Source organism: Nostocoides japonicum T1-X7 (assembly GCF_001046855.1).
Taxonomy (GTDB): domain Bacteria; phylum Actinomycetota; class Actinomycetes; order Actinomycetales; family Dermatophilaceae; genus Nostocoides; species Nostocoides japonicum.
Genome location: NZ_HF570958.1, coordinates 3,495,130 through 3,512,878, shown reverse-complemented (window position 1 = coordinate 3,512,878; position 17,749 = coordinate 3,495,130). Strand labels below are relative to the sequence as shown.

The following is a 17,749-nucleotide window of genomic DNA, read 5'->3' as shown; positions in this document are numbered from 1 at the left end:
CCCGCGTCGGCCCGGCCGCCCGCGTCGGCCCGGCCGCCCTGTTGTCGCCGCCACCCCTGTCGACGCTGTCTCCGCCACCCTGGTCGGCCAGGCCGCCCCCTTGACATCGCCGCCCTGGTTGCTCCCGCTGCCCGTCGTTCGGGACGAGTGCGACCTGCGAGGCGTAGGGGCGCGGGAGTAGCCTTGGGCCGGGTCCGGGACGGCTGACGGACGACGGCCGACAGGGAGGAGCGCGGGGAGCCATGCGTAACCCGCTGTATGCCGCATACGAGGCGCGCCTCGCGAAAAGCCTCTCCCCGCAGGCGATCCCGCGACATGTGGGGGTGATGCTCGACGGTAACCGGCGGTGGGCCCGCGAGCGGGGTGCCGACACCGCTCATGGGCATCAGGCGGGCGCCGACAACATCGCCAACCTCCTCCAGTGGTGCGACGAGGTGGGCGTCGAGGTCGTGACACTGTGGTTGCTGTCGACGGACAACCTCAACCGGCCCGCCCAGGAGCTCGAGCCCCTGCTGGGGATCATCGAGAACGCCGTCGCCGATCTCGCGGCCGCCCGGCGCTGGCGGCTCAACCCGGTCGGCGCCCTGGACCTGCTGCCGCAGCAGACCGCCGAGCGGCTCAAGGAGTCCGCCGACCTGACACGCGACGTCGCGGGCATGTTCGTCAACGTGGCCGTCGGCTACGGCGGGCGCCGGGAGATCGCGGACGCCGTCCGCTCGCTCCTGCAGGAGCATGCGGGCAAGGGCACCTCGCTCGAGGAGCTGGCCGAGGTCATCGACGTCGAGCACATCGCCGAGCACCTCTACACGCGGGGCCAGCCTGACCCCGACCTCGTCATCCGCACGTCCGGGGAGCAGCGGCTCGGCGGGTTCCTCCTCTGGCAGAGCGCGCAGAGCGAGTTCTACTTCTGCGAGGCCTACTGGCCCGACTTCCGGCGCGTCGACTTCCTCCGCGCGCTGCGCGCCTACGGCGAGCGCAACCGCCGCTTCGGCGCCTGACCCCCCAGGGCTGTCGTCACTACCCCCAGCGCTGTCGTCACTCGATTCGGCGGTCGATCCGGGCCCGGCCGTGCCGCGGTCGAGGCTTCGGTGGCCTTCGGGCGGTGTCGAGGTGTCTCGTGACGCGGTGTCGGGTTACCTCGACTCGGGGAGTCCTCGATGGGTGGAGGTATCTGATGACGTTCCGGCGGCGCCTGGATACCTCGACTCGGAGAGTCCTCGACGGGTGGAGGTATCTGGTGACGCTCCGGTGGAGTCGGGTTACCTCGACCCGGGAGTCCTCGATGGGTGGAGGTATCTGGTGACCTTCTGATGGGGTCGGGTTACCTCGACTCGGGAGGCTTCCCGTTCGGTCGAGGTATCTGGTGAGGTTCCCGGGGCCAGGGTAGGAACCGACAGGCTCATTCGAGCGCGCCGTCTCCGGCGCCCGACGAGTGGAGGTATCTGATGTCGTTCCGGCGGTGCCTGGATACCTCGACTCGGGGGGCTCCCGACGGGTGGAGGTGTCTGGTGTCGTTCCGGTGGTGCCTGGATACCTCGACTCTGGGGGCTCCCGTCGGGTGGAGGTATCTGGTGACGTTCTGGTGGGGTCGGGTTACCTCGACTCCGGAGTTCTTCCGTTGGGTCGAGGTATCTGATGTGGCGGTGGCGGTGGCGGTGGCGGTGGCGGTGGCGGGTGCGGTCGACACCCATCCTCTGCCGCGGGAGGGGGTGGGGTCAGCCTCGGATTCGGGCGTTCGTCGGGTCGTAGAGGGAGCGCAGGCTCACGGTGGCGGGGACGCGGCGGCCGGCGACGTCGACCTCCCAGGTCCCGGCGTCGAACCAGCCCTTCGTCGCGGGCGAACCGTCGGGCGTCCCGACCATCGCGAGACCGACGGCGCTGCCGAGCGTCCAGCCGTACGAGCCGGCCCGCACGTAACCGACCGGCACGCCGTCGCGCAGCACCGGCTCGGCGTGGAACAGCAGGGGCTCGGGGTCCGCGAGCAGCACCTGGACGAGACGCCGCGGCGGCGGACCGGCCTTCCGCAGAGCGGCCACCGCCTCCCGCCCGACGAAGCCGCCCGGCTTGTCCATGGCGACCGCGAAGCCGAGCCCGGCCGACACGACGTCGTCGGTGTTGTCGATGTCGTGGCCGTAGTCGCGGTACCCCTTCTCCAGCCGCAGGCTCCCGAGCGCCCTGAGCCCGACGTGCCGCAGCCCGAAGCGTTCGCCCGCTGCGACGAGCGTCTCGTGGACATGGGCCGCCATCTCGGTGGGAACGTAGAGCTCCCAGCCCAGCTCGCCGACGTAGGTGATCCGCACGGCGAGAGCGCGGGCGAAGCCGACGTCGATCCACCGCGCCGCCCGGAAGGGGAAGGCACCGTCGGACAGATCCGCCGACGTGACCGTCGACAGGAGCGAGCGGGCCAGGGGACCGTGGACGTTGAGCTGCGCCAGACCGGACGTGCCGTCGAACACCTCGACCCGCGAGTCGCCGATCGACCGTTCCAGCCAGTCGAGGCTCGAGCCGTGTGCCGTGTCGCTCGCGACGACGAGGAAGCGGTCCGGCTCCAGCTTGGTCACCGTGAGATCCGCTCTGATCCGGGCGGATTCGTCGAGCCACTGGGTGTATGTGATGCGCCCGCACTCACCGTCGACGTCACCCGCCGACACGCGCGACAGGACGGCCCCCGCGTCGGGACCGGTCACCCACAGCTTGGCCATGAACGACATGTCGACGAGCCCGACCGCCTCACGAACCGCCCGGTGTTCGGCCTCCCAGTGCGCGAACCACGGCGCCCGACCCCACGACGGCGTGAGCGAGGGGGTCGCTCCGGGCCCGGCATACCAGTCCGGGCTCTCCCACCCACTCACGTCGCGAAAACGCGCGCCCTGCAAGGAGAGTGCGGTATGCAGCGGTGATCGGCGGACGCCCCGCGCGGAGGTCAGCTCCACCCCCGGCGGGTGCGCGGCATACACCGTGCCGAGGATCTCGGTGGTGCGGGCCGCGCGGAAGGCCCGGCCCGCCTGCTCGGGCCGGGTCCGCGTCGCGGCGAACCCCGTGACGTCGACGTCGGGAGACCCGGTCGACACCCAGTGCGCGACGATCCGACCGAGTCCGCCGGCAGACAGGATGCCGACCGAGTTGAGCCCGGCGACGACGAAACACCCTGCCACGCCTGGTGATTCGCCGACGATCGGCTGGAGGTCCGGAGTGAACGACTCGGGTCCGCAGAAGAAGGTCCGGATACCGACGTCGTGCGTGACGGGCACGCGGTCCATCGCCTTGTCGAGGTAGGGCGCCATCCGGTCCCAGTCGGGCGGGAGGGTGCGGAACGACGACGTCGCCGGTATGCCGTCGAGCGACCAGGGGGCGGCGCGCGGCTCGAAGAGACCCACCATGAGGCCGCCGCCCTCCTCGCGGTAGTAGCCGTACGACGCCGGATCCTCGAAGATCGGGCCGTCGGGGTCGACGCCGTCGATCGTGTCGGTGATGAGGTAGTAGTGCTCTGCGGCCTGGTTCGGCACGACGACGCCGAGGCCGGCCATCAGCTCGCGGGTCCACATGCCGGCGCAGGCGACGACCACCTCGCACTCGACGTCGCCCGCGCTCGTCGTGACGCCGGTGACCCGGCGGACGGCTCCGGAGGGCACCGTCCGGATGCCGGTGACCGACACGCCCTCGACGATCCGGACGCCGCGCTGCCGGGCACCGCGAGCGAGCGACATCGTGAGGTCGACGGGGTTCACCCGCCCGTCGCCGGGGACGTGGAAGCCGGCGAGGAGGTCGTCGGTCCGCGCCAGCGGGAAGAGGTCGCTCATCTCCGCGGGCCCGATCTCCTCGACCTCGAGGCCGTGGAGGCGCTGGAACGCGGCGACGCGGCGGTACTCCTCGAGCCGCTCGGGCTCGGCCGCGGCCTCGACGAGCCCCACGGGTCGGAAGCCGGTCGACAGCCCGGTCTCGGACTCCAGGCGTGCGTAGAGCTCTCGGCTGTAGAGCCGCATCGCGGTGCTCGTCTCGGATAACGACCCGAACGTCGTCATGAGACCCGCCGCGTGCCACGTCGTCCCCGACGTGAGCCGGTCGCGCTCGAGGAGAAGGACGTCGCGCTCACCCTCGAGGGCGAGGTGGTATGCGACGGAGGTCCCGATCGCGCCGCCGCCCACGACGACGACCCGCGCACGCTGAGGAAGGGCGGTCATGCGGTCACGGTATCGAGGGGGCGGTCGAGGCCCGGACATGGAGGGTGGGCCGGACGACGCGGGTCCGCTCGGCCGGCCGGTCGAGGAGCAGACGCGCGGCGACCTGCCCGATCTCCCGAGGATGGAGGTCGAGCGCGGTGACGGCAGGCTCGACGGTCAGCAGGTCCGGCCCGTCGACCGCGCACGCGACGGCGACGTCGTCGGGGACCTGCCGCCCGAGGTGCGCGGCCACCCCGATGGCAGCGGAGCCGAGGCCCTCGTGGCAGACGAGGAGCCCGTCCGGGCGCCCGTGGGTCAGCACCCGTCGGACCGCCGTGCGGGCCGCCGTGGGAGAGACCCCGAAGGGCACCGTCCGGCGCCGGACCCGCATACCCTCCCGCAACTCCCAAGCCTCGATGGCGGACCCGACGTTGCGACCCCACCACGTCACGTCGTCGACGACGAGCGCCGCGAGCCGGGTCGAGCCCGCCGACACGAGGTGGTCCAGGAGCGTCCCGATGCCGGCCGAGTGGTCGAGGTCCACCGTCCAGGCGTTGTCCGGCAGCGCCTCGACCGTCGATTCACAGATGACCACCGGGAGTCCGGAGTCGCAGAAGCCTTGCAGGACAAGGTCGTTCGCTCGAGGCTCGGCGACGATGACGCCGTCGATGGGCAACGCGGCCGCTTCCTCGGACGTCGCCGTCGGCGGGATGAGGGACAGCGCGACGCCGGCCTCGAAGAGCACTTCGGAAGCGCCGACCATGATGTCGGTGTAGAAGGCGTAGTTGAGGCTGCGTGGGGGGAGGGCGAGACCGAACGCGCCGAAGGTGTTGCGGCGCAGGTTCGTCGCGACCGGGTTCGGGCGGTAGCCGAGGCGTCGCGCCTCCTCCTCGACCCGGAGCCGGGTCGCCGCCCCGACGCGGCCGCGGCCGTTGAGGACGTGCGAGACGGTCGTGGGCGAGACTCCAGCCGCGCGCGCCACATCGCGGATCGTCACGCGGCCGTTCGTCATGCGGCACAGGGTAGAACTCCGCGGGCGGCGCCGGGGGGTCCACCCGGCGTCCCGGCTCATCATCTCGGCAGGTGCGGGCTTCTCGTGGTCGACACGGGGCGGTGGCCACGACAACCCCGCGCCTGCGGGGTGGGGGCCGTCGTTACCATCCTCGTCATGGTGACCTCTACGGCCGGCTCGGGCCGGGCTCCTGCCGACCTCGTCATCAGCGGCGCTCCCGTGTGGACGGTCGACGCGGCGCGCAGCTGGACCGACGCGATCGCGGTGCGGGACGGCGTCGTCGTCGCCCTGGGACGCGAGGCGTGCGCGGAGGTGACGGCACGGCATACCGACCTCCTGCGCCTCGACGGCGGGCTCGTCGTGCCGGGATTCCAGGACGCGCACGTCCATCCACCCTTCGCCGGCCGGAACCTCAACACCGTCGACCTGTCCGGCCTCGAGGGCAGGGGGGCCTACCTCGAGGCCATCCGCTCGTATGCGGACGCTCACCCCGAGCGCGAATGGGTCCTCGGCGGCGGGTGGGCCATGGAGTACTTCCCCGGCGGCCTGCCGCGGAGGGAGGATCTCGACGCCGTCGTGCCGGGGCGACCCGTCTTCCTCTTCAACAAGGACGTCCACGGGGCGTGGGTCAGCTCGGAAGCGTTGCGGCGCGCGGGAATCGACGCCGCGACTCCCGACCCGTCCGACGGCCGTATCGAGCGCGACCCGACGACGGGCGAGCCGAGCGGAACGCTCCACGAGGGCGCGGCATACACCTTCGACGCGACGGTCGTCCCTCCGCCGAGCCGCGAGGACTGGGCCGGCCACCTCCTCGCCGCGCAAGCCCACCTCCACGCGCTGGGAATCACCGGCTGGCAGGACGCGTGGGTCACCCCCGACACGCAGGGGGCGTACGAGCTCCTCGCCGCGGACGGCCGGCTCACCGCGCGGGTCGTCGGCGCCCTGTGGTGGGACCGGCACCGGGGCGTCGAGCAGGTCGAGGACCTGCTCGCCCGGCGGCGGGTGACCGGCGGCTTCCACGGGACGTCCGTGAAGATCATGGTCGACGGCATCGTCGAGAACGGCACGGCGGCGATGCTCGAGCCGTACTGCCGCCACGATCTCGGTGACGCTCCGGCCGGTCTGAGCTACGTCGACGCGGAACCTCTCGCCGAGGCCGTCACCCGGCTCGACACGGAGGGGTTCCAGGTCCACATGCACGCGATCGGCGACCGGGCCGTGCGGTCCGCCCTCGACGCCGTCGCCGCTGCTCGCGCGGCCAACGGGAGCAACGACCACCGCCACCACATCGCCCACCTCCAGGTCGTCCACCCCGACGACGTGCCGCGCTTCCGCGAGCTCGGGGTCGTCGTCAACTGCCAGACGTACTGGGCCCAGAACGAGCCGCAGATGGCCGAGCTCAATATCCCCGTCCTCGGACCGGAGCGGACGCTGCACCAGTACCCGTTCGCGAGCGTCGCGCGGGGCGGCGCGGTCCTGGCCATGGGGTCGGACTGGGGCGTCACGACGGCCGACCCGCTCGAGCAGCTCGAGGTCGCGGTCCACCGGGTCGCGTCGGCGACGCGGGACGCGGAGCCGTTCATGCCGCAGGAGGCGCTGACGCTCACGGCCGCGCTCGCGGCGTTCACGGCCGGGTCGGCATACGTCAATCACGACGACGCCGGAGGGACGATCGCAGTCGGGCGGCGGGCGGACCTCGCCGTCCTCGACACGAACATCTTCGACGCCGGAGTGCGGCCTGCCGACGCGACGGTGACCCACACCGTCGCTGCCGGACGCCTCGTCCACGGCTCCTGACGGTTCGTCGGCGGCTCGCCGTTCACGGCCGGCCAGCCCGGCCGACCTGCTCCCGCAGGTGGCGGTGGTGGTGCACAGGCCCCGATCGGGTGCCAGATGGCCAGGGGGTTGTCCTGCAGCCGGCTCCTGCGTGGTGGGTGAGGCTGGTGTGACTGCTGGTGTCCTCGGACTACCGGGAGTTCACGAGAAGTTCGCGACACGCGGCGGCAATCCGGCCCGGTCCCGCCCGGCGGCGACGTAGCGTCGAGAGTGACGCGCCGCACCCGCGGGGCGTCTCGGGAGGCCCAACGGTATGCAGCTCGACCACCGAGCAGGGGGGCCGGTCCCGGTCCTCGCCGCACCGCGAGGCCCGGTCCCGGCACCGTCGTAGCGAAGTGGTGGCTGCGCGCCGACCGTGCGCACCGCCCGAGAGGACCATCGTGGCCGCTCCGTCGAAGTCGTCCCGCACCGCCGAGCACCCGCTCGGGGCGAACCCGCCCGCTTCGAGGGGCCGCACCAAGCGCAAGGACCTCGCTGCACCGGTGACCACGACGGGACCCGACGGTCGACGGACGTTCGTCGTCGACACCTCGGTCCTGCTCTCCGACCCCAAGGCGATCACCCGCTTCAAGGAGCACGAGGTCGTCCTGCCGGTCGTCGTCGTGACCGAGCTCGAGGGCAAGCGTCACCACCCCGAGCTGGGCTACTTCGCGCGGACGGCGCTGCGGATGCTCGACGACCTGCGCATCCTTCACGGCCGGCTCGACGCCCCGGTCCCCATCGGCGACGAGGGCGGCACGCTCCGGGTCGAGCTCAACCACACGGACCCGACGTCCCTGCCCGCGGGGTTCCGGCTCGGCGACAACGACACCCGGATCCTCTCCGTCGCGAAGAACCTCTCCGAGGAGGGCTGCGACGTCTGCGTCGTGAGCAAGGACCTGCCGCTGCGCGTCAAGGCCTCGGCGGTGGGCCTCGACGCGGAGGAGTACCGGCACGAGCAGACCGTCGAGTCCGGCTGGACCGGCATGGCCGAGCTCGAGGTCACCGTCGAGGACATGGACCATCTCTACGAGTACGGCCGCCTCGAGTCCGCCGACGCGGCCGAGCTGCCCTGCCACACCGGCCTGAAGCTCCTCTCGCCGCGGGGCAGCGGGCTCGGCCGGGTCGGGCCCGACAAGCAGGTGCGGCTCGTCCGCGGCGACCGTGATGCGTTCGGCCTGCACGGTCGCAGCGCGGAGCAGCGGATCGCCCTCGACCTCCTCCTCGACCCCGACGTCGGCATCGTCAGCCTCGGCGGCCGCGCCGGCACCGGCAAGTCGGCCCTCGCGCTGTGCGCCGGCCTCGAGAACGTCATGGAGCGCCGGCAGCAGCGTCGGGTCATCGTCTTCCGGCCCCTGTATGCCGTCGGCGGCCAGGAGCTCGGGTACCTCCCCGGCAGCGAGAACGAGAAGATGAGCCCCTGGGGACAGGCGGTCTTCGACACCCTCGGTGCGCTCGTGTCGCGCGAGGTCGTCGAGGAGGTTCTCGACCGCGGCATGCTCGAGGTGCTGCCGCTCACGCACATCCGCGGCCGATCGCTCCACGACGCGTTCGTCGTCGTCGACGAGGCGCAGAGCCTCGAGCGGAACGTCCTGCTCACCGTCCTCTCACGCATCGGGCAGAACTCCAAGGTCGTCCTCACCCACGACGTCGCACAGCGCGACAACCTGCGGGTGGGCCGCCACGACGGGGTCGCCGCCGTCATCGAGACGCTCAAGGGGCATCCCCTCTTCGCGCACGTCACCCTCAACCGGTCCGAGCGCAGCCCCATCGCGGCTCTCGTCACCGATCTGCTCGAGGGCGTCGACATCTGAGGCGACGTCACTCCACGCGGGCCACGCGCCGGGTGGAAGTATCCAGAGACCACCTGGTGGGCTCTCGATACCTCGAATGCGGGGCCGTCCTCGCCGGTGGAGGTATCCCGATCCCATCTGGTGGGGTGGGGATACCTTGAATGCCGAGGCGCCTTGGCGGGTCGAGGTATCTGGTCACGTCCTGGCGGGCTAGTGACGTGCTGGCGGGGTCGGCAGAGGGGTGAGGCACCCACTCGACGGGGTTCCAGACGAATGGTTCGGGAACGAACGGTCGGTTCCCTGCTGTCCGAATGCTGGACAGGTTGTCTCAGGGGGATTTGCCGTGGGGCCGAGGGACTCGATATGGTCACGAAACGATAACGCGAGCGATGACGCTCGCGACGTCACCCCTCGCAGGCTCCCGGGCCTGCCGGTGGCCGGACATCCCCCTGTCCCGTCCGGTCATGACCCCCGACGGTGTCGCTGCCACGACGCCCGCCCAGGAGTTCTGCCATCATGTCTCGCTATCACGGGCGCCATTCTGCGCGCCAGCACATGCTCGTTCCCGCTCGTCCCCGTCCCCGTGGGGCGGTCGCCGCGCTCCGTCGGCCCGCGGTGAGCGCCAGCCTCGCGCTCGCCGCCATCGGCGTGGGTGCCGCGGGTCTCACCGTCGGCGAGGCCCACGAGGCCAACGCCGCGGCGTCATACAGCTTCAACGCTCCCGCCGTCTCCCGCACCGGTGTCCAGTCCGACGAGGCGATCGAGAACGCCAAGCAGATCGCCTCGGAGCGGGGCCGGGCCGTGCGGCTGGCCGAGACTACCGCCGAGCAGCACGAGAAGGCGCGCGAGCGGGCCGTCAAGCTCGCTGCCCAGCGCAAGGCCGCCGAGCAGCGCGCCGCCCGCGCCGCCCAGCGCAAGAAACTCCTCTCGAGCGCTCAGAGCAACCCGAAGGGCGCCGCCCGCGCGCTGCTCGCCGACTTCGGCTTCTCGGCCTCCCAATGGGGCTGCCTGGAGCAGCTGTGGAACGGCGAGAGCATGTGGAACTACAAGGCATACAACGCCAGCTCCGGTGCCGCGGGCATCCCGCAGGCGCTTCCCGGGTCCAAGATGGCCAGCGCCGGCGCGGACTGGCGGACGAACCCGGCGACCCAGATCAAGTGGGGCCTGGGCTACATCAAGAACACCTACGGCACGCCCTGCAACGCCTGGAACACCTGGCAGTCGCGCTCCCCGCACTGGTACTGATCGGCCCCGGCCGATCGGCTCCGCCACGGATCAGCACTGCCACTCATCGGCTCCGCCACCGATCGGCACCGCCTCTCAGCGGCCGGGCCGGCTCCTCGTGTCGACCCGCCGAGGTCAGCGGGGCTCGTGGGGTTTGGCCGCGCGCCTCGTGTCGAGCGCCTCGTCGAGCTGCTCCTCGGTGATCCGGCCGGCGGCGACGTGGCCCCGTTCGAGGACGATGTCGCGGATCGAGCGGCGCGTCGCGACCGACTCCTTGACGATGCCGGCCACCTCCTCGTAGCCGAGGTACTTGTTGAGCGGGGTCGCGATGGCCGGCGAGCCCTCGGCATACGACTGACAACGGTCGACGTCCGCACGGATGCCGTCGACGCACCGGTCGGCGAGCAGGCGCGTCACCGACGCGAGCAGGTCCGCCGACTCCAGGACGTTGCGGGCGAGGACGGGCAGCATGACGTTGAGCTCGAAGTTGCCCGCCGCGCCGGCGACGGTCACCGCCGTGTCGTTGCCGATGACCTGGGCGCACACCATGAGCGTCGCCTCGCAGATGACGGGGTTCACCTTGCCGGGCATGATGCTCGACCCGGGCTGGAGGTCGGGGATGAAGATCTCCGCCAGGCCGGAGCGTGGGCCAGAGCCCATCCAGCGCAGGTCGTTGCAGATCTTGGTGAGGCCGACGGCGACGACCTTGAAGGCTCCGGAGAGCTCGACGAGGGCGTCCTGCGTGCCTTGCGCCTCGAAGTGGTCGAAGGCCTCGGTGAACCGGATGCCGGTGCGCTCCTCGAGCCGGGCGATGACCGCGGCCGCGAAGCCCGGGGCGGCGTTGAGTCCCGTCCCGGCGGCGGTCCCGCCGAGAGGCAGCTCGCGGGTGGCCTGTGCGGCGTGGAGGACCCGCTCGCTCGCGAGGGCCATCTGCCGCTGGTACCCGCCGAACTCCTGACCGAGGGTCACGGGGACGGCGTCCATGAGGTGGGTGCGGCCGGCCTTGACGACGTCGTCGAACTCGGCGGCCTTGCGGCCCAGCGACTCGGTGAGGTGTCGCAGAGCGGGCGCGAGACGCTGCTCGGCGGCGATCGTCGCCGCGACCCGGACCGCGGAGGGGAAGGTGTCGTTGCTGCTCTGGCCGGCGTTGACGTGGTCGTTCGGGTGGACCTCGACGCCTCCATCGCGGGTCGCGAGGTGCGCGATGACCTCGTTGACGTTCATGTTCGTCGAGGTGCCGGAGCCGGTCTGGAAGACGTCGATGGGGAACTGGTCGTCGTAGCGGCCCTGCGCCACCGCCGTCGCGGCGGCCGTGATGGACTCCGCGCGCTCGTGGCTGACGACGCCGAGCTCGGCGTTGACCTGCGCCGCGGCGGCCTTGATCTCGGCGAGGGCGTGGACGACCGGGAGGGGGACGGGACGGCCGGAGACGGGGAAGTTCTGGACGGCGCGGGCGGTCTGCGCGGCCCACAGGGCGTCCTGCGGGACCTCCACCTCACCCATCGAGTCGTGCTCGATGCGATAGCCGGGACGGGGATTCGAGGCGTCGGATGGCATACCACCATCATGCTCCAGCGTCTCGTGGCAGCGGAGGACGGATCCGCCGGGTATGCCGGGAGTCCGCTCCGGCGCGGTCGGATGGTGCACAGGCCCCGATCGGGTGGCAGATGGCCAGGTGAGGTGGTGCACAGGCCTCGATCGGGTGGCAGATGGCCAGGTGGGGTGGTGCAGGGGCCCCGATCGGGTGGCAGATGGCCAGGGTGGGGTCTTGAGGGTGGGGTCAGAGCTTGCGGAGCCGGATGCGCTCGACGGCGTGCGACTCGTCCTTGCTGAGGATCAGATGGGCCCGACCGCGCGTCGGCTTGACGTTCTGGCGCAGGTTCGGCTCGTTGATCCGCTGCCAGATGCCTGTCGCCGTGGCGCGCGCCTCGTCGTCGGACAGCGCGGCATACCGGTGGAAGTAGGAGGCGGGGTCGGCGAACGCCGTCTCCCGGAGCCGGAGGAACCGGTCGACGTACCACGCCCGGATGTCGCGGACGGCCGCGTCGACGTAGACCGAGAAGTCGAAGAAGTCCGACAGCGCGAGTCCGTTGCGGCCGTCCTCCCGCGGGCTCGGCGCCTGGAGGACGTTGAGCCCCTCGACGATGAGGACGTCGGGCCGGCGGACGACGATGCGCTCGCCGGGGACGATGTCGTAGGTGAGGTGCGAGTAGACGGGAGCGCGGACCTCCGGCACGCCCGACTTGACGTCCGCGACGAAGCGGAGGAGGGCGCGCCGGTCGTAGGACTCCGGGAATCCCTTGCGCTGCAGGAGGCCACGGCGCTCGAGCTCGGCGTTCGGGAAGAGGAACCCGTCGGTCGTCACGAGCTCCACGCGGGGCGACGAGGGCCAACGGCTCAGCAGCTCCTTGAGGATGCGGGCCGTCGTCGACTTCCCGACGGCGACGGACCCGGCGACCGCGAGGACGAAGGGCGTCTTCGCGCTCGGCTCCCCGAGGAAGGTCGTCGTCACCCGGTGCAGCCCCGTCGTCGCCTCGACGTAGAAGCTCAGCAGGCGCGACAGCGGGAGGTAGATGTGCTCCACCTCGTCGAGGTCGAGCCGGTCCCCGAGACCGCGCAGCCGCGTGACGTCCTCGGCGGACAGGGACATCGGGTGGTTGCGACGCAGCCTGGCCCAGGCGTCCCGATCGAGATCGACGTACGGCGAGGGCAGGATGTGGGCGTCGGCGGTGAGAGCCACGCCCGACATTGTGGCGGATGGCGTCGGCGATGGCGGGGTGGGGCCCCGGCCTGCCGTTAGTCTCTACGCCATGTGCGGAATCGTCGGCTACGTCGGTCCACGCGTCGACGGGACCGCCCTCGACGTCGTCATGGAGGGCCTCGCGCGCCTGGAGTACCGCGGGTACGACTCGGCCGGTGTGGCTCTCGTCACCCCCGGCGGCAGCATCGCGATGGACAAGCGCGCCGGCAAGCTCGCCAACCTGCGCCAGGCCCTCGAGAGCAACCCCCCGCCGGAGTCCTCGACCGCCATCGGACACACCCGCTGGGCGACGCACGGCGGCCCGACGGATCGCAACGCCCACCCGCACCGGGGCGGCGCCGACGACGAGATCGCCGTCATCCACAACGGCATCATCGAGAACTTCCACCAGCTGAAGACCCAGCTGCTCGCCGACGGCGTCGAGTTCCGCAGCGAGACCGACACCGAGGTCGCCGCCCATCTCGTGGCCCGTGAGTTCGCCGCGACGGGTGACCTCACCGAGGCGATGCTGCGCGCCGTCCAGTGGCTCGACGGCGCCTTCACCCTCCTCGCCGTCCACGCCGGCCGGCCCGGTGTCGTCGTCGGGGCGCGCCGCAACAGCCCGCTCGTCGTCGGGCTCGGCGAGGGCGAGAACTTCCTCGGCTCCGACGTCGCGGCCTTCATCGGGCACACCCGCATGGCCCTGGAGCTGGGCCAGGACCAGATCGTGACGATCACCCCCGACTCCTGCACCGTCATCGGGTTCGACGGCCAGCCGGCGAGCGCGACGGCATACGAGGTGACGTGGGACGCGGCGGCCGCGGAGAAGGGCGGCTACCCGACCTTCATGGAGAAGGAGATCGAGGAGCAGCCCCGCGCGGTCGCCGACACGCTCCTCGGGCGTACCGACGCCGAGGGCAACCTCTCCCTCGACGAGCTGCGCATCCCGGAGGAGAAGCTGCGCGCCGTCGAGCGGGTCACCATCGTCGCCTGCGGCACGGCGGCGTATGCCGGGACCGTCGCCAAGTACGCCATCGAGCACTGGACGCGCATCCCGGTCGAGGTCGCCCTCGCGCACGAGTTCCGGTACAGCGACCCGATCGTCGACGAGCGCACCCTCGTCGTGTCCATCAGCCAGTCCGGCGAGACGATGGACACGCTCATGGCGGTCAAGCACGCCCGTGATCTCGGTGCGCTCACGGTCTCGGTATGCAACACGCTCGGCTCGACGATCCCTCGCGAGTCCGACGCGGCGCTCTACACCCACGCCGGCCCCGAGATCGCCGTCGCGTCGACCAAGGCCTTCCTCGCCCAGATCGCCGCGTGCTACCTCCTCGGGCTCTACCTCGCGCAGCTGCGCGGCGGCGCGTATGCCGAGGATCCGCAGGCCGTCATGAAGGAGCTCCACGACGTCCCCGACAAGATCGCGGAGGTCCTGCGACGGATGGATCGCGTCAAGGAGATCGCGCGGTTCATGGCCGACACCCGCGCCGTCCTCTTCCTCGGGCGCAACGTCGGCTTCCCCGTCGCGCTGGAGGGTGCGCTCAAGCTCAAGGAGCTGGCCTACATCCACGCCGAGGGCTTCGCGGCGGGCGAGCTCAAGCACGGCCCGATCGCGCTCATCGAGCCGGGCCAGCCGGTCTTCATCGTCGTCCCCGGGCCGGACACGCCGCACGAGCTGCACCGCAAGGTCGTCTCGAACATCCAGGAGATCCGGGCTCGAGGCGCCCGCACGATCGTCATCGCCCAGGACGGCGACACCGACGTCGAGCCGTATGCCGACGAGGTCATCCGGGTGCCCCACACCATGCCGCTGCTCCAGCCGCTGCTCACCGTCGTGCCGCTCCAGGTCTTCGCCCTCCACCTCTCGACGGCCAAGGGCCTGGACGTCGACCAGCCGCGCAACCTCGCCAAGTCCGTCACCGTCGAGTAGGCCGCTCGATGATCGTCGGGGTGGGCATCGACGTCGTCGACATCGCCCGGTTCGGGGCCGCGCTGGACCGCACACCCGCCCTGCGCCGGCGGCTCTTCACACCCGAGGAGGCGGTGCTCCCGCTCGCCTCGCTCGCGGCCCGGTTCGCCGCGAAGGAGGCCCTGGCCAAGGCCCTCGGGGCGCCGGTCGGGCTGCGCTGGACCGACGCCCGGGTCGTTCGCGAGGAAGGGCGACGCCCTCGGCTGGAGGTCTCGGGAACGGTTGCGGCGCAGGCGGATCTGCTGGGGGTCGCGTCCTTCCACGTCTCCCTGTCGCACGACGCCGGCATCGCCTCGGCGGTCGTCGTCGCCGAGTCCTGACCCCCCCTTCCCGGCGGGCTCTCCGAGCAACAGGGGAGGGGTTCTCCAGAACTGTTGCCCTGCGCAACCAGTCGTCTGCGGAGGGCAACGGGTGGGACGGAGCCCTCCCTCGGACCGCGGGTCGTCGGTTGGGGCCGCGACCTGGAGATGGTCCACCGGATCGGAGACCGGCTCCGCGATCCGTCGGGTCGCGGGTGTGTCCGCGAGCGCATCCCCCTCCCGAGGCATCGTCCGCGCCTCGGCCCGCATGGTGGCAGACTGCCCGGCGTGAGCACCCGCACCGTGCCGCCGAAGGGTCCTCGGGCGGCACCGACCCTCGAGGAGGTCGCCGCGCGCGCCGGCGTGTCCCGCGCGACGGCGAGCCGCGTGCTGCGCGGCGAGACGAACGTGTCCGAGAGGGCGCGCGACGCGGTGCGCGCCGCGGCATCGGAGATCGGGTACTCCCCGAACCACGCGGCCCGCTCGCTCGTCACCGGACGCAGCGACTCCATCGCCTTCCTCGTCGACGAGACCGAGGAGCGGATGTTCTCCGACCCGTTCTTCCTCGGGATGCTCCGCAGCGCCCACGAGGTGCTCGCCGCGGCCGGGATGCAGCTCGTCTTCACCGTCGCCTCCCGCGAGGAGGACCACCGCCGGTTCGTCTCGTATGCCGCGGGCGGGCACGTCGACGGCGTCCTTCTCATGTCGCTCCATGGCCGCGACGAGCTGCCGCAGCGCCTCGAGGAGGCCGGCGTGCCGACGGTGCTCAGCGGTCGGCCCCTCCTCGGCTCGGCGGACCTCTACTACGTCGACGCCGACAACGTCGGCGGTGCGCGGATGGCGACGGAGCGCCTCCTCGCGGGAGGCCGTCGGCAGGTCGCCACGGTGTCCGGCCCGCTCGACATGTGCGCCGGTCAGGACCGCCTCGACGGCTACCGCGCGGCCATCGAGGCCGGGGGCGCGGCATACGATGAATCCCTCGTCTCCGTCGGGGAGTTCACCCTCGCGGGGGGCTACGCGGCGATGACCAGACTCCTGGAGAGACGGCCGGACGTCGACGCCGTCTTCGCCGCCTCCGACCTCGCGGCGCTCGGGGCGATCAGGGCCATCCAGCAGTCCGGGCGGTCCGTCCCCGAGGACGTCGCCGTCATCGGGTTCGACGACATCCCCGACGCCGCCCACGTCGACCCGCCGCTCACGACGGTCCGCCAGCCCGTCCACGAGCTCGGCGCCACGATGACCGAGCTCCTGCTGCGCCGGATCCGGGGCGAGGAGCCGACCCCCGCGACGGTGCTGCCCGTCGAGCTCGTCGTCCGCGCCTCCGCCTGAGCTCGAAGCCCCTCTCCGTCGAGGGAGTGGGTAACGGTTCGGCGATAACGCTTGACAGTGGCGGCATCGAGCCGTCAAGGTACTGCCCATGAGAGCGCTCTCATGGTGTCGACGAGGACGCCTCCGCTCTCCCAGGAGGAACGACAGATGCGCCTGATGCCCCCCGGCCGCCGACTCGCGGCCACCTCGATGGCGATCACGACGGCCGGAGCGCTCCTGCTCGCCGCCTGTGGGTCCGACTCCGGCAGCTCGAGCTCGAGCAGCACGGTGGCCTCGAACGGACCGTGTGGAACCAAGGACACGGTCACCCTGACGGTCGGTCTCTTCGGGACCTTCGGGTTCAAGGAGAACGGCATGTGGGACGCCTACAAGAAGGTGTGCCCGAACATCACGATCCAGGAGGACGTCGTCGAACAGTCGGCCGACTACTGGACCCGCCTGAAGACCCGCCTCGCCTCCGGCAGCGGCCTCGACGACGTCCAGGCGATCGAGATCGGCTTCGTCGCCGACGTCGTGAAGAACCACGCCGACCAGTTCGTCAACTGGAACACCGTCCCCAACGCCGCGAAGGACAAGGCGGAGTTCTACGACTGGAAGTGGAAGCAGGCGTCCTCCGCCGACGGCAAGACGACGGTCGGCCTCGGCACCGACACCGGTCCGCAGGCCATCTGCTACCGCAAGGACCTCCTCCAGAAGGCGGGCCTGCCGAGCGGCCGTGACGCGCTCGCCGGCAAGATCCAGACCTGGGACGACTTCATCAACCTCGGCAAGCAGTACGAGGCCTCGAAGACCAAGCAGGCGGGCTCCCACTTCGTCGACTCCGCCGCGAGCATCTACTCCGCGGCGGTCTACCAGGGCGACACGGCCTACGCGAAGCCGGACGGCACGACGGATGTCGAGAACAGCGACGGCGTGAAGACGGCGTGGAAGTATGCGACCCAGGCCGCCCAGGCGAAGATCACCGCCGGCCTCCAGCAGTTCTCGCCCGCGTGGAACAAGGCCTTCAGCAGCGGCGCCTTCGCGACGATCGCCTGCCCGACGTGGATGATGGGCTACATCCAGGGCCAGGCCGGACCGTCGTATGCCGGCAAGTGGGACATCGCTCCCGCGCTCCCCGGCGGTGCGGCGAACTGGGGCGGGTCGTGGCTCGGCGTCCCGGAGAAGGCCAAGAACAAGGCGGCGGCGATCGCCCTCGTCGAGTGGCTCTCCGCGAAGGACCAGCAGGTGACGATGTGGACGTCCCCGAAGCAGGGCGGTCACTTCCCGTCGAACCAGGAGGCCGCGGCCGACCCGTCCGTCGCGAGCGCCAAGAGCGCCTACTTCGACAACGCCCCCGTGGGTGAGATCTTCGGCAAGATCGCGGGCGAGCTGAAGATCCCGCCGATCGGCGTCAACGACACGCAGA

Annotated in this window: 12 protein-coding genes; 8 read left to right on the top strand and 4 right to left on the bottom strand. The window is 71.5% G+C overall.

What is annotated here, in order from left to right:
- The first annotated feature begins 242 nt into the window (after nucleotides 1-242).
- On the top strand, nucleotides 243-998 hold the full coding sequence (locus BN12_RS15855) for an isoprenyl transferase (RefSeq protein ID WP_048553964.1): 756 nt from the start codon (nucleotides 243-245) through the stop codon (nucleotides 996-998).
- A 717-nt stretch (nucleotides 999-1,715) separates the two neighbouring features.
- Here the strand turns inward: BN12_RS15855 and BN12_RS15850 are convergent.
- Together BN12_RS15850 and BN12_RS15845 are read right to left on the bottom strand one after the other, a co-directional pair.
- On the bottom strand, nucleotides 1,716-4,181 hold the full coding sequence (locus BN12_RS15850) for an FAD-dependent oxidoreductase (protein ID WP_048553962.1): 2,466 nt from the start codon (nucleotides 4,179-4,181) through the stop codon (nucleotides 1,716-1,718).
- Between the two features lie 4 nt (nucleotides 4,182-4,185).
- Nucleotides 4,186-5,172, bottom strand: a complete 987-nt coding sequence (locus BN12_RS15845) for a LacI family DNA-binding transcriptional regulator (RefSeq protein ID WP_048553960.1) — start codon at nucleotides 5,170-5,172, stop codon at nucleotides 4,186-4,188.
- A 156-nt stretch (nucleotides 5,173-5,328) separates the two neighbouring features.
- Here BN12_RS15845 and BN12_RS15840 point away from each other — a divergent pair, with 156 nt between their 5' ends.
- The 3 genes from BN12_RS15840 to BN12_RS15830 all read left to right on the top strand — a co-directional run bounded on the left by BN12_RS15840 (nucleotide 5,329) and on the right by BN12_RS15830 (nucleotide 10,025).
- Entirely contained in the window at nucleotides 5,329-6,969 is a 1,641-nt protein-coding gene (locus BN12_RS15840) for an amidohydrolase (protein ID WP_048556486.1), read from the top strand.
- A 521-nt stretch (nucleotides 6,970-7,490) separates the two neighbouring features.
- The gene (locus BN12_RS15835) at nucleotides 7,491-8,801 is read left to right on the top strand and encodes a PhoH family protein (protein ID WP_048556485.1); all 1,311 of its coding nucleotides are present in this window, start codon (nucleotides 7,491-7,493) and stop codon (nucleotides 8,799-8,801) included.
- Between the two features lie 594 nt (nucleotides 8,802-9,395).
- Nucleotides 9,396-10,025: an aggregation-promoting factor C-terminal-like domain-containing protein gene (locus BN12_RS15830; protein WP_048553958.1), complete on the top strand. Its 630-nt coding sequence runs from the start codon at nucleotides 9,396-9,398 to the stop codon at nucleotides 10,023-10,025.
- 114 nt (nucleotides 10,026-10,139) lie between these two features.
- On the opposite strand, the gene BN12_RS15825 is transcribed toward BN12_RS15830, so the two are convergent.
- Both BN12_RS15825 and coaA read right to left on the bottom strand, forming a co-directional pair.
- The gene (locus BN12_RS15825) at nucleotides 10,140-11,561 is read right to left on the bottom strand and encodes a class II fumarate hydratase (protein ID WP_048553957.1); all 1,422 of its coding nucleotides are present in this window, start codon (nucleotides 11,559-11,561) and stop codon (nucleotides 10,140-10,142) included.
- A gap of 223 nt (nucleotides 11,562-11,784) precedes the next feature.
- Nucleotides 11,785-12,753 (bottom strand): type I pantothenate kinase, encoded by a 969-nt coding sequence (coaA, locus tag BN12_RS15820; RefSeq protein ID WP_048553956.1) that lies wholly within the window; start codon nucleotides 12,751-12,753, stop codon nucleotides 11,785-11,787.
- A gap of 61 nt (nucleotides 12,754-12,814) precedes the next feature.
- On the opposite strand from coaA, the gene glmS reads away from it, so the two are divergent.
- The 4 genes from glmS to BN12_RS15800 all read left to right on the top strand — a co-directional run.
- Nucleotides 12,815-14,677 (top strand): glutamine--fructose-6-phosphate transaminase (isomerizing), encoded by a 1,863-nt coding sequence (glmS, locus tag BN12_RS15815; protein WP_048553955.1) that lies wholly within the window; start codon nucleotides 12,815-12,817, stop codon nucleotides 14,675-14,677.
- Between the two features lie 8 nt (nucleotides 14,678-14,685).
- The gene (locus BN12_RS15810) at nucleotides 14,686-15,036 is read left to right on the top strand and encodes a holo-ACP synthase (RefSeq protein WP_048553953.1); all 351 of its coding nucleotides are present in this window, start codon (nucleotides 14,686-14,688) and stop codon (nucleotides 15,034-15,036) included.
- A gap of 267 nt (nucleotides 15,037-15,303) precedes the next feature.
- The gene (locus tag BN12_RS15805) at nucleotides 15,304-16,344 is read left to right on the top strand and encodes a LacI family DNA-binding transcriptional regulator (protein WP_235432427.1); all 1,041 of its coding nucleotides are present in this window, start codon (nucleotides 15,304-15,306) and stop codon (nucleotides 16,342-16,344) included.
- Nucleotides 16,345-16,491: 147 nt separating this feature from the next.
- A partial coding sequence (locus tag BN12_RS15800; protein WP_162233092.1) for an ABC transporter substrate-binding protein occupies nucleotides 16,492-17,749 on the top strand: 1,258 nt, incomplete at its 3' end.